12 protein-coding genes are annotated in these 12,434 nt (G+C 66.9%); 5 read left to right on the forward strand and 7 right to left on the reverse strand.

Annotation, left to right across the window (positions count from 1 at the left end; genetic code table 11):
* Nucleotides 1-5 precede the first annotated feature (5 nt).
* The 3 genes from C507_RS0106965 to cobT form a co-directional block, all read right to left on the reverse strand.
* Nucleotides 6-557 carry a uracil-DNA glycosylase family protein gene (locus tag C507_RS0106965; protein ID WP_342662892.1) on the reverse strand — a complete coding sequence of 184 codons (552 nt, stop codon included), beginning with the start codon at nucleotides 555-557 and terminating at the stop codon, nucleotides 6-8.
* A gap of 110 nt (nucleotides 558-667) precedes the next feature.
* Nucleotides 668-1,279, reverse strand: coding sequence for a glutathione S-transferase family protein (locus C507_RS0106970; protein ID WP_018698955.1), 612 nt, complete (start codon nucleotides 1,277-1,279; stop codon nucleotides 668-670).
* 465 nt (nucleotides 1,280-1,744) lie between these two features.
* Nucleotides 1,745-2,770, reverse strand: coding sequence for a nicotinate-nucleotide--dimethylbenzimidazole phosphoribosyltransferase (gene cobT / locus C507_RS0106980; RefSeq protein WP_018698957.1), 1,026 nt, complete (start codon nucleotides 2,768-2,770; stop codon nucleotides 1,745-1,747).
* A gap of 191 nt (nucleotides 2,771-2,961) precedes the next feature.
* Between cobT and C507_RS0106985 the strand changes: the two genes are divergently transcribed.
* From C507_RS0106985 to C507_RS0106995, 3 genes are read left to right on the forward strand one after another with little or no spacing between them, the layout of a single operon-like run.
* Nucleotides 2,962-3,783: an adenosylcobinamide-GDP ribazoletransferase gene (locus tag C507_RS0106985; protein WP_018698958.1), complete on the forward strand. Its 822-nt coding sequence runs from the start codon at nucleotides 2,962-2,964 to the stop codon at nucleotides 3,781-3,783.
* A gap of 26 nt (nucleotides 3,784-3,809) precedes the next feature.
* Complete coding sequence (locus C507_RS0106990; protein ID WP_210162100.1) at nucleotides 3,810-3,980, forward strand: DUF1289 domain-containing protein; 171 nt, start codon at nucleotides 3,810-3,812, stop codon at nucleotides 3,978-3,980.
* A gap of 4 nt (nucleotides 3,981-3,984) precedes the next feature.
* Nucleotides 3,985-4,686, forward strand: coding sequence for a retropepsin-like aspartic protease family protein (locus tag C507_RS0106995; protein ID WP_018698960.1), 702 nt, complete (start codon nucleotides 3,985-3,987; stop codon nucleotides 4,684-4,686).
* Between the two features lie 162 nt (nucleotides 4,687-4,848).
* On the opposite strand, the gene C507_RS0107000 is transcribed toward C507_RS0106995, so the two are convergent.
* The 4 genes from C507_RS0107000 to C507_RS0107015 are packed head-to-tail and all read right to left on the reverse strand — an operon-like array spanning nucleotide 4,849 to nucleotide 9,647.
* Nucleotides 4,849-5,616 (reverse strand): SDR family NAD(P)-dependent oxidoreductase, encoded by a 768-nt coding sequence (locus C507_RS0107000; protein ID WP_018698961.1) that lies wholly within the window; start codon nucleotides 5,614-5,616, stop codon nucleotides 4,849-4,851.
* Between the two features lie 49 nt (nucleotides 5,617-5,665).
* Entirely contained in the window at nucleotides 5,666-6,532 is an 867-nt protein-coding gene (locus C507_RS0107005) for an MBL fold metallo-hydrolase (protein WP_018698962.1), read from the reverse strand.
* Nucleotides 6,529-6,993: a cyclic nucleotide-binding domain-containing protein gene (locus C507_RS0107010; RefSeq protein ID WP_018698963.1), complete on the reverse strand. Its 465-nt coding sequence runs from the start codon at nucleotides 6,991-6,993 to the stop codon at nucleotides 6,529-6,531. The genes C507_RS0107005 and C507_RS0107010 overlap by 4 nt, the downstream gene beginning before the upstream one ends.
* The gene (locus C507_RS0107015; RefSeq protein ID WP_018698964.1) at nucleotides 6,990-9,647 is read right to left on the reverse strand and encodes an ABC transporter ATP-binding protein; all 2,658 of its coding nucleotides are present in this window, start codon (nucleotides 9,645-9,647) and stop codon (nucleotides 6,990-6,992) included. Before C507_RS0107015 ends, C507_RS0107010 begins: the two co-directional genes overlap by 4 nt.
* A 332-nt stretch (nucleotides 9,648-9,979) precedes the next feature.
* Between C507_RS0107015 and C507_RS0107020 the strand changes: the two genes are divergently transcribed.
* A complete protein-coding gene (locus C507_RS0107020) occupies nucleotides 9,980-11,194 on the forward strand; it encodes a glycosyltransferase family protein (RefSeq protein WP_018698965.1) in 1,215 nt (404 codons plus the stop codon).
* A 4-nt stretch (nucleotides 11,195-11,198) separates the two neighbouring features.
* On the forward strand, nucleotides 11,199-12,428 hold the full coding sequence (locus C507_RS0107025; protein WP_018698966.1) for a glycosyltransferase family 4 protein: 1,230 nt from the start codon (nucleotides 11,199-11,201) through the stop codon (nucleotides 12,426-12,428).
* The last annotated feature ends 6 nt before the right edge of the window (nucleotides 12,429-12,434 follow it).

Here is a 12,434-nt window from a genome sequence, read left to right on the forward strand (position 1 = left end):
CCGATTTACCCCTCCAGCGCTGCCGCAACGCGCGCCCGCAGGACCGGCAGCAGGTCCGCGGAGAACCATGGATACTTCCTGATCCAGGCGTTGTTGCGCCAGGACGGATGCGGCAGCGGCACCACCACCGGGTTCGTCTGCGCCATAATTTCGCGGAAGGCCGCCACCCGCTCCGTCAGCGACCGACGCCGCCATTGCGGCAGATGATAGGCGTGGGCGTATAGCCCGACGGCGAGAACGAGCTTCAGATCGGGCAGCGCGCGGAAGACGTCGTCATGCCAGGCGGGGGCGCACTCGCGGCGCGGCGGCAGGTCGCCGCCCTTGGCATCCTGACCGGGAAAGCAGAACCCCATCGGCACGACGGAGATGCGGCTGGTATCGTAGAAGGTCGCCTCGTCGACGCCCATCCAGTCGCGCAGCCGTACGCCGGAGGGATCGGTGAAGGGCTGGCCGCTGGCATGCACGCGGGTGCCGGGTGCCTGTCCGCACACCGCGATGCGGGTGCCGGACGCCGCACGGATGACCGGTCGCGGCTCGTGCGGCAGGGGTCGGCCCAACGGGCGTTCCACGCAGATGCGGCAGCGGCGGATCCGGCCGACCAGGCCACCCAGCTCGCTGTCCGGCGGATCGGGCAGGCCAACCCAGCCGCCTTCTCGGCGCGCTTCGTTTAGAGCACCGCGCTCGGACGGCTGCACACGCGATCGTACCATTTCTTCAACCGCACCAGTTCGTCCGGCACCCGCACCTTGGCAAGCTTGAGATTGTCGATCCCGACAAGCGCGGTGATGTCGGCGATCGTGTAGCTGTCGCCGACCACGTAGTCGCCGTGGCCGAGTTGCTGATCAAGGTAGGCCAGGAAGGACAGGATCTTTTCCTTGTTGGCCTCGCCCCATTCGGGGATCTGGGGCACCTCCAGCTCGCGCATTGCCGGATGGATGTGCCGGAACGCGTGCATGGCCGGCACCAGCAGGCCGAACTCGACGTGGCGCTGCCACATCTCCACCAGCGCCTTTTCCTTCGGGTCGCGGCCGAACAGCGGCGGATCCGGATGCGTCTCCTCGAAATAGCGGCAGATGGCGACTGATTCGGCGATCACCGTGCCATCATCCAGCACCAGAACCGGCAGCCGCTTCAGTGGATTGAGGCGCGCGAAAGGCTCCTGGAGGTGCTCGCCCGCCATGATGTCGACGGGCACCGTTTCGATGACCACGTCCTTTTCGGCCAGGAAGATGCGCACCCGCCTCGGGTTGGCCGCACGCGGCGTATCGTAGAGTTTCACTGGCTTATCTCCCCACCCGAGGCCCGAAAGCCCTCCCCTCGCGCCGGCATTCCCGATGCCGCGCCCCGGGCCGGCCATCCGGGCACCGTTCGTTCACAAAGCACGGCTTGGACCCATACCGCAATGCAGCGCACTGACTGCGCTTTTCTCATTGCCAAGCGGACGTACAGAGTGCATATACGGTGTACATGACGTTCAGTCTTGTGAGTTGGGAGGTCACTGATGCTGAATGAGCTGCTACTCGGTCGTTCGGTCTACTGTCGGCGGAAATACCGGCAGGACGAGGCCTCGGAGAATCGCTGGGCGCGGATCTCGCGCGTGACACAGGACTGGATCAGGGCGCGGATGGGCTAAGACGCCTCAAGCGGGCCCGACCAGGGATTGCTGACCCAAGACGTATCGGAAAGCGCGGCCCGCACGGAGCCGCGCTTTTCTTTTGACCGGCGCCCGGGCGCAACGCCCAAGTCAGGCCGGGCCCGACACCCCCGCGTCGGCGAAGGTGGCCATGCCGCGGTGAACCTGGATCGCGGAGCGCACGATGCCGGCGGCCAGCGCCGCGCCGGTGCCCTCGCCCAGCCGCATGTGCAGGTCCAGAAGCGGCTCCACGCCCAGCCGATCCAGAACGTCGCGATGGGCCTTCTCCGCCGAGACGTGACCGAACAGGCAGTGCGCGATGGCGTTCGGGTCCATGGCGTGCAGCACGGCCGCGGCCGCGGTGGTGACGAAGCCATCGACGATCACCGGGATCTGCTGGTGGCGGGCAGCGATGATCGCACCGACCATCGCGGCGATCTCGCGGCCACCGACGCGCTGCAGGATCACCAGCGGGTCGGTCTCGCCATCAAGCCGCTTCACGGCCCGGCCGACGACGTCGGCCTTGTTGGTCAGCGCATCGCCGGTCACGCCGGTCCCGCGCCCCACCCAGGCATCTGCCGAGCCGCCATAGAGCGCATGAAACACCGCCGCTGCCACCGCCGTGTTGCCGATCCCCATCTCGCCAAGGCACAACAGATCCACCGAGCCGGCGATGGCTTCCATGCCGTAGGCGATGGTGGCGGCGCACTCGCGTTCGCTGTCGAAGGCATCGGCGAGCAGGATGTCGTTCGTCGGCCGCTCAAGCGCCAGTTCGAAGACCCGAAGCGACATATCGTTGGCCAGGCAGATCTGGTTGATGGCGGCGCCGTTGCGACGGAAATTCTCCACCATCTGCCTGGTCACGCTGGCCGGATAGGCCGAGACGCCCTGTTCGGTTATGCCGTGGTTCGCTGCGAAGACGGCCACCATCGGGGCCTGGATTTCCGGTTCCGCCCGACGCTGCCACGCCGCCACCCAAGCCGCGATCTCCTCGAGCCGGCCGAGCGAACCCGCCGGTTTGGTGAGAACCGCGTCGCGTTCGGCCACGGCGGCGATGGCCTCGGCATCGGGCCCGGGCATCGTGGTGACGAGGCCGCGAATATCGTCGAACGGCTGGACACCGGCTGAAACGGACATGGCTGATCTCTCCTGAGCGCCCGGGAGGAAGGGGCGTTTGGGGCGTCTTAGCGTCTCGCCGCGCTCCGACGCAACGGCGCCGGCACGACCCCGATGGCCTGTTGGCACGAACCCGCCGCGCTCCTACCCTGCGCGGCGACGCCGGCCCCCTCACCTGTCGCGCCGACGCACCGCTTGCAAGGAGCACACCCATGTCCGCCCAGGACGCCCCATCCCGAAGCCTTGACCCGCTTGGCGCCTACGCCGCGGACGTGGTCGTCTGTCTGCGCTTTTTCTCGCGGCTTGCACTGGCGCTTCCCCGTGGCCTGTCCGACCTGGCGGGACGGCGGCGGCTGGTCGGTGCGGTGCGCGCGCTGCCCGTCGCCAGTCTCGTCATCGCCCTTCCCGCTGCGGTCGTTCTGGCCGTCCTGACGATGATCGGCTTGCCACCCCTTGCCTCCGCCGGCGTGGCGCTTGCGGTTTTGGCGATCACCACGGGTGCGCTGCATGAGGACGGGTTGGCGGACGTCTGCGATGGCTTCTTCGGCGGCCGTGAGCCGGAACAACGCCTGACCATCATGCGCGACAGCCGCACCGGCGCCTTCGGCGCGCTGGGCCTCGCCCTGACGGTTCTGGTCCGCGCCAGTCTGCTGGCGGCACTGGCGGATGACGGCCCGCTTGCCGCGGCCGCGGGCCTGATGGCCGCCGCTGCGGCGAGCCGGACCGCGATGCTGTGGCCATGGATGGCGACCCCGCCCGCCCGCAACGATGGTCTCGCTCGGCTCGTGGGCCACCCGGACCGGAAGGCCGTCCTGCTGGCCGCGGCGACAGCCGCAGCGATCTTCGTGCTTCTGACCATCGGCTTCGCACCGCTGGCCGTACTGCCCGCCACCCTTGCGGTGGTCGGCGCAGCCTGGCTCCTCACGTCGTCGGCCACCCGGCTTGTCGGCGGGCACACGGGCGATGTGTTGGGCGCGACGCAGCAGGTCGCCGAGATTGCGGTTCTTGCCACCATCGCTATCTCTGTGACGTGAGCAGCGAGACAGGAAAGCAGCGCCCCGTGACAAGTCCGTGCGTGAAGACCTGCCAGATCGACGGCGCGAGCGGATTGTGCATGGGCTGCGGCCGGACGTTGAATGAGATCGCCGGCTGGGGCGGCCTCTCCGAGGCTGAGCGCCTGGCCATCATGGAGACGCTCCCAGCCCGTCTCGCCTCTGAGCGGGAGAGCTAGGGCCATGCGCCGCCTCGCCATCGTCGTCGTCGCACTCGTTGTGGGCGGATCGGTCGTTCTGTGGCTGGTCGGCGGCACCCCGACCACGACGGAAGACCTGGTTGCCGGGCTGGACGCGACCTGGCCGCGCGCCTTGGCGCTGGTCTTGCTCCTGGCGGTGATCGGTGCCGGCGTGGCGGCCTCCGGACCGAGGGTCGGCGAGATCGGCCGTGCCCTCCTGCTCTGGGGCGGCCTCGCGGCCATCCTTGTCGCCGGCTACAGCTACCGCCACCAGATCGAACGCGTGGGTCGGACCTCGCTGTCCGCAGTCGTGCCGGGGATGGCCGTCACCACCGACCAGGGCGTCACGGTCACCCGCAGTGCCGACGGCCACTTCCGCGTTCAGGGCGCAGTCAACGGAGCGCCTGTGACCTTCCTGCTCGACACCGGCGCCAGCACCGTGCTGCTGACCTCGGAAGACGCCTCGCGGGCCGGCATCGCGCCCACCCGGGCAGACTTCACGCTGCCCGTGTCGACCGCCAACGGCCTGACACGGGTTGCTCCGGTATCGCTGGATCTGGTGACGGTCGGATCGGTCGAGGAAACCCATGTGGACGGCGCCGTGGCCGCGCCGGGCTCCGTCGCCACAAGCCTGCTCGGAATGAGCTTTCTCTCCAGGCTCTACCGGTTCGAGGTCAGCGGCGACCGGCTAACCATGCAGAAATAGGGGACAGGGAGCCCCCAAAGCCGGTGGGCGAAGCGAACGCGGTGCGAGGGAAGTCTTTAAGCCGCAATCTCGGACGGAGAACCGGTGCCCACCTTTCCTGGGATTGACCCTTTCATCGCAATCCCGGACGGAAAACCGGTGCCCACTTTTCCTGGGATTGCTTTACTTCGGCGCCATCCGGATCGCGCCGTCGAGGCGAATGGTCTCGCCGTTCAGCATCGCGTTCTCACAGATGTGCATGGCGAGTGCGGCGTATTCCTCGCCCTTGCCCAGCCTGGAAGGGAACGGCACCTGCGTGCCGAGCGAATCCTGCACGTCCTGGGGAAGCGCGCTAAGCATCGGGGTCTCGAAGATGCCGGGAGCGATGGTCGCGACGCGAACGCCCAGCTTGGAGAGGTCACGCGCCACCGGCAGCGTCAGCGACGCAATGCCGCCCTTGGATGCAGCGTAGGCCGCCTGGCCGATCTGGCCGTCGAATGCCGCGACCGAGGCCGTCATGACGATCACACCCCGCTCGCCATCCGTCCCCAGCGGTTCAAGGTTCGCCATGCCTGTGGCGGCGTGAGCGACACACCGGAAGGTTCCGACGAGATTGACCGCAATGACGCTCTCGAACATGCCGAGCGAATGCGGCTCGCCACGCGAGGTCGTCTTGGCGGCGGGCGCGATGCCCGCGCAGTTGACCAGAACCCGCTCCTGGCCATTGCGGCCACGTGCCGCCTCGAAACCGGCGATGACGCTCGCCTCGTCCGTCACATCCACCTTGACGAACAGGCCACCGATCTCGTCGGCAATCGCCTGACCCGCCTCTTCGGACAGATCGAAAATGGTCACACGAACGCCCTGCGCGGCAAGCGTGCGCGCGGTGGCTGCACCCAGCCCGGAGGCGCCGCCCGTAACGACGGCGGCAACGGTATTGTCGAGTTTCATTGCGAACGCTTCTCCGGATCGCGTGTGAGCGTAGTGTGAAGAATGTGACCTAGCCGGCCTCGACCGGCGCCGCACCGGCCACGAGCTCCAGCCCCTGGCGGGCGACGATGGCCCCTGGATGGCGGGCCCGGGCCTGCTCGGCGATCCGGTCGAGATCGTCGTCGGTTCGGCAAGGGTCGTGATGGAACATCACCGGGTGGCGGACGCCGGCCTTGTCGGCGAGTGCGACGGCCTTCTGCCAGGTGGAGTGCCCCCACCCGACATAGCGGCCATATTCCTCGTCCCGGTAGGTCGCGTCGTAGACCATGATATCGGCCCCCTCGACGAACCTGGCCACTGCCGCGTCGATTTCCGGATTGCCGTGCTCGTGGTCCGTCACGGTGACGATGGAGCCACCGCCCCACTCGATCCGATAGCCGGTGGCGCCGCCGGGATGATTGAGCTGAATGGTCTTCACCGTCAGGCCGGGGCGCAGGCCCACCGCTTCACCGGCAGTGAACCGGCGGAACTGGCACCCGCGCAAGGCCGTGGTCGGCACCGGGAACAGCGGCGGCGACATAAGACGCGCCAGCATCTCCTCGAGCGAGCCGTCGCGCGGCACATGCCCGGCCCAGACCTTAATGTCGAAGCGTTCGCTATAGGCCGGACAGAAGAAGGGCAGTCCGCAGATGTGGTCCAAGTGAAAGTGGGTGAACAGCAGGTCCGCCGGCTGGACCTGGCGACGCTGGTCCATGTGCCAGCCGAGACGGCGGGCACCGGAGCCGCAGTCGATGATCAGGAGGTGCGGGCCGGCCTGGATTTCCAGACAGGTGGTCTCGCCGCCGTAGCGCAGGGTGTGCTCGCCCGGCGTCGGGATCGATCCCCGCACGCCCCAGAACGTCAGACGCAAATCGTCCCGCGGGTCGATGACGGTCATTTCTCGGCTCCTGCCGACCCCGCCCGAAGCCGTCCGACCTCGCGCGTGGTCCGCTCGAGGCGCTGCGCGAGGACGCGCATGACCTCAATCGCCATATCTGGGAAATTCTTGAGCAGTTTCAAGAAATTGTCCTTGGCGATGGCGAGCACCTTCATTTCCGTCGTCGCCACGACCGATGCCGTGCGGGGCACGTCGATGAGGATCGCGATTTCGCCGACCACGTCATTCTGCTTCACCGTTGCCACGGTCGCCGGGCCATGGTTGGTGGAAATCTGAATGTCGGCGGAGCCTTCCAGAATGATGTAGGCCACATCGCCGCTCTCGCCCTGCTCGCACAGGTGCTCGCCGGCGCGGAAGCTCATCCGCTCGCTGATGAAGGCGAGGAGACGCAGCTTGGCGTCATCCACGTCTCGAAACAGCGGCACCTTCTTCAGAGCGTCGACCTCGGTGTCCAGGCTCACGCCGTCTCCTCCTCGGCTTCCACGGCCTCGTCGGCCTGCGCGCGATGATCCTCGTCCTGATCCTCCGAGATCGCGCTTGCCACGCTATCGTAATCACCATCCTGCACCAAGCGCCCCTCCTGCATCACGACGATGCGGCCGAAACGCCGGGCAACCTGGGTCGAGGCCGTACCGACCACCAGGGTGTTGTCGCCGCAGGCCTTCCGGATCTCGTCGATGACCCGCGGCTCTTCGTCGACCGTGCCGTCGAGCAGCGTGATCTTCGGCCGCTTGAGCAAGGCCCGCACCAGCCCGACCCGCCGCCGCTGCACCGGTGACAGCCGGGAACCCGCCACGCCGACATGATAGTCGAGTCCGGCCTTGGCGAGTGGGTCGCGCACGCCAAGCTCGGAGAGCGCGTTGCGAATAAAGGCCTCGATCCGGTCCGACGCGCCGCGGCGATCCAGCCGGGGCTTGCCGAACAGGATGTTCTCCTCGACCTTCAGGGGCTTGATGTAGTGTTCCGGATCGAACAGCGCAAAGCGGCCGCCCAGCGCCTCGAGCCGCTTGCGCACGATCTCGCGCCCGGAAACGAAGCGCGCCGCGCGGTCGTCGTCGATCTCCGCGAGACGGTGGCGCGCCGGGACCACCCGGAAGGCCAGGCCCACGAGTTCGCTGGCCTGCTCCGGCTTGAGTGCCGCGTAACCGCCGGTGCGATAGGCCCTGACATAGGGCTCGAAGGCCGGCAGCTGATCGTTGGTCAGGAGGCTGAAATCGCCCATCAGGCTGTCGTCGACCGCCATCCCGGAGAACAGCTCGATCATGGTTTCGGCAACCTGGGCGCCGATGTCGACCAGATCGTCGTGCACACCGGCCTCCTTGAGGGCCGCGATGACGTCCGCATCCTGGGCAATCTGCTCCAGCGGCACGGAAGGATCCGACGGCAGGGCAAACAGAGCGTTCTCGGCCAGCGAGCCGTTCGGATTGAAGGCATCGGCACGCCAGAGATCGACGAGGTCCCTGAGTTCCTCGTCGGATCGGATCCGCTCGGTGATCGTGCGCCGTGCCTCCAGCACGCGCTCGGCGAGCTCCGGATCCGCCTCGGGATCGATGTTGGACTTCAGGCCCATGCGGAAGAGGTCGTTGCCAAGGCCCGTCCGGTCGAACAGATCCAGGATGTGCTGGTCTAAATCGCGGGCGTCCTCGACGCCGGCACTGGCGAGATCCTCCCAGCTGGCATCGAAATCGTAACGGCTGTTGCCGGTGAGCTTTGCCTCCGAGAGGCGCAGCTTGTGCTCGTCCTCGTCGATCTCGGCAGGCCCGACCGGCCGATGACGCAGCGAGTAGACGACGTTGCCCCGAATGGTGTCGTTGAACATGTAGGGCGAAGGGCCGACATAGGCGATGTCGCGGCCGAGCGCGGATTCCGCCAGTTGGTCGAGAGACTTGCCGCCGATCTCCACACGCCCGGATGCAGCGTCCATCAGACCGGCCGCGAGAAGCAGCACCTCGGTGCGTCCGCTGGACCCGGAGCCGAACACGACCATCTGCTCGTGAGCCGGGATGGTGAGCCGGATGTCCGCGACTTCCTGACCGCTGCCGAAGGACGCGCTGACATTGTTGAAGACGATGTCCCCGTCGAGCGACACGTCCTCTTCGCGATCGGCATCGAGCCGGGTCGGCGGGTACATGTTTGGCGGATCGAAATTCTCAATGACCGTGTCGTACTTCACGTTCATGTTCGACAGGTTCTGGTAGTAGGTGATCAGTTCCTTCCAGGGGTTGGCCAGGTCCTTGTAGGCCGCCAGCACCGCCACCAGCGCACCGAAGGTCAGCTCGCCGGAAATCACAAGATAACCGCCGACTGAATAGAAGAAGAACGGCGGAAGCTGGTTCATAAAATTGTTTATGAACTTGATCATATACTTCCGCTTGTAGATCTCCAAGCGAATTCGGTAGTTCGTCAGAAGCTTGTCAGTGATATCAGCAAGATGCCACTGGGAGGTGTCATGGGCGTGGATCTCGGTGATGCCGGCGACGCTCTCACCGACCTTGTCGGAGATCTTGCGGACGTTCTTCACCCGGTCGCGCGCCAGCAGGACCACCCGGCGCTGCAGCTTCGGAATGATGTAGCCCTGGATCGGGTAGAGCGAGACCGCCGCCGCGCCAAGGAACGGATCCTGCACGAAGATGAAGACGATGTAGACGATCAGCGTGCCGCCCTGGAAGGCGGGCGTGGCCACCGCATCGCCGATGAAGACGCCGAGATCCTCCACCTCGGCGATCATCATGGAGATCAGCTCGCCGGCGCTCACGCCACGAAACTGCGGCAGCCGGAAGCGCATGATCTGGAAATAGAGGAGGTAGCGCAGCCGCCGCAGCATGCGCTCGCCCACAACGCCCTTGTAGACGTTGAGGACGAACTTAACGACGTTGTTGAGGACGACGAGGCCGAGGAAGATCGCGCACAGCGTCAGAAGATAGGGAATCTGTTCAAGCTGGTAGCCGAGGATCGTGCGCGGAAAATCCGAGCCGTCGATGGCGTCGTTGACGATCCACTTCGGCAACTCCAGCGTCATGTAGAGGATCGGGAAGGACAGCATCGTGATCCCGAGGATCGTGAGCTGCTGACGCTTGCTGAACTTCCAGATGAACCCGAAAAGGCTTTTCTGCATCCGCCTGCCTCGACCGCCCCCCGGCGGGGCCGCGCGCATCCGATTCCGTGAACCGACCGGTACGCCTCGGCAAGACATAAACCGGAATCGTCGCGTTCGCACGCCGCCTCGGTCGTTTCAGCCTTAACCGCTCCTGAATGTAGGGGGACGGGAGAGCGAACGCGCCCGTTCCGCTGGACGCCGCCTTCCATTCCGGATTAGGGTCGCCCACGGAGCCCAGGGGAATTCTCGACAGTCCGCCTCGCGACCCCGACGGGACCTGAGCGTACCGGCCCGCGTGCCACCCTGGCAGGGCCGCCAAGCCAGCGAAGAGTGTTCCCGGCGATCTGCTGATGCGGTGCGACCAACCGAAAATCCTGATCTACAGCCACGATTCGTTCGGGCTGGGCCATCTGCGGCGCTGCCGCACGATCGCGCACTCGCTCGTCGGCGAGTTCGACGATCTGTCAGTCATCATCCTGTCGGGCTCGCCGATCATCGGCTCGTTCGACTTCCGCAGCCGCGTCGACTTCGTCCGCGTGCCCGGCGTCATCAAGTTGCGCAATGGCCAGTACACGGCCCACACGCTGCCGCTCGGCATCGAGGAGATGCTGGAGCTGCGAGCCTCCATCATCGAGCACACGGCGGAAGTGTTCGATCCGCACGTCTTCATCGTCGACAAGGAGCCGCTCGGCCTGCGCGGCGAGGTGCGCTCGACGCTGGAGCAGCTCGGCAAGCGCGGCACCCGGCTTGTGCTGGGCCTGCGCGACGTGATGGACGACCCCGAAGTCCTCAAGGAGGAGTGGCAGCGCAAGGGGGCGCAAGAAGCGGTCGAGGACCTCTACGACGACGTGTGGGTCTATGGCCGCAAGCAGATCCACGACCCGCTGGCCGGCATCGGCGTGCCCGACAGCGTGCGCGACAAGGCGCTGTTCACGGGCTATCTCCGCCGCGAGGCGGGGGCGCCCTCTCCGCACTCCTTCCGCTCGCCCTTCGGCGAGGAACCCTACATCCTGGTCACGCCGGGTGGCGGCGGTGACGGCGTTGAACTCGTCGATTGGGTGCTGCGCGCCTACGAGGCCCACGAACAGCCGCTGTTCCCGGCCATCATCGTGCTCGGCCCGTTCATGGCCACGGAAAGCCAAGAAGAGTTCATCGCCCGCACCGAGCATCTGCGCGACGTGCACATCATCCGCTTCACGCCCACCATCGAGCACCTGATGGAAGAGGCCGTCGCGATCGTCGGCATGGGGGGCTACAACATCTTTTGCGAGATCCTGTCCTTCGACAAGCCGACGCTCCTGGTGCCGCGCATCCAGCCCCGTCGCGAGCAGGCGATCCGTGCGGCGAAGGCGGAAACGGCGGGGCTCGTCAGCGTGCTGCCGATCGAGCGCTACCCGGACGTCGACGCCATGGTGGACGCACTCGCGCGCCTGCCCCGCCAGGCTCCGCCGTCGGTCGCCGGCGTGGACGGGCTCCTGGACGGGCTAGACGTGATCGACAAGCGAGTGGCGGAATTCCTCACCGAACAGCAGCCGGCCACGCGCCGGAAAGCGGCTGGCGAATAGGCCCATGGGACGCATCGCCATCGTCGTCAAAGGCTATCCGCGCCTGTCGGAGACCTTCATTGCCCAGGAGATCCTGGGCCTGGAGCGGCGCGGGGTGGAAAGCCTGATCGTCTCCCTGCGCCACCCGACCGACCTGACTCATCACGATCTGCACGACCAGATCTCGGCCGATGTCCTCTATCTGCCGGAATATCTGAAGGACGATCCTGCTCGGGTGCGCGCGGGACGCCGGCATGCCGAGACGCTTGCCGGATACGCCGAGGCCGAACGCGCCTATCGCGCCGATCTCGAGCGCGACCGATCGGCGAGCCGCCACCGGCGCTTCGGCCAGGCCTGCGTGCTGGCCAACGAACTGCCGGCCGACATCGACCGGCTGCATGTCCACTATCTGCATACGCCGGCGTCGGTGGTGCGTTATACGGCGAAGATGACCGGGCTGCCCTGGTCGTTTTCCGCCCATGCCAAGGACATCTGGACGACCCCGGAGTGGGAGTTGCGCGAAAAGCTCGCCGACGCCGACTGGGGTGTGACCTGCACCGCGACGAACACCGACTATCTGCGCAGCCTGGCACCGACGCCCGACCGCGTCGATCTCGTCTATCACGGCCTGGAACTCTCCCGCTTTCCGGCCGAGGAGACGCGCCCGGCCCGGGACGGATCGGGAGACCCGGTGCGGATCCTTTCCGTCTGCCGCGCGGTTGAGAAGAAAGGGCTCGACCGCCTGATCCGGGCCCTCGCGAAGCTGCCGAAGACCCTTGCCTGGCGCTTCGATCATATCGGCGCGGGTCCGCTGACCGGGAAGCTGCAGGCGCTGGCCGACCGGCTCGGCATCGGCGAGCGAATCGCCTTCCACGGCGCGAAGTCGCGCGACGACGTGGTCGCCGCGTACCGGGAGGCCGACCTGTTCGTGCTGGCCAGCCGCGTCGCGCGCTCCGGCGACAGGGACGGCCTGCCGAACGTCCTGATGGAGGCGGCCTCAAGCGGGCTCGCCCTGCTCGCGACCGACGTCTCGGCCATTCCCGAGCTGATCCGCGACGGCACGACCGGCGTGCTGGTCGACCCGGACGACGCCGCCGGGCTGGCCGATGCGCTGCACACGCTGGTGACCGATCCCGCGCTCAGGGTGCGGCTCGGCCACGCGGCTGCCGCCGACGTGCGCGAGCGCTTTTCCAGCGAGCCGGGCTTCGACTGGCTCGCCAACCGGTTCGCCGCAAAGAGGCGGCAGGCGGCGTGACGCCGT

This window comes from Amorphus coralli DSM 19760, assembly GCF_000374525.1.
GTDB classification, from domain to species: Bacteria; Pseudomonadota; Alphaproteobacteria; order Rhizobiales; family Amorphaceae; genus Amorphus; species Amorphus coralli.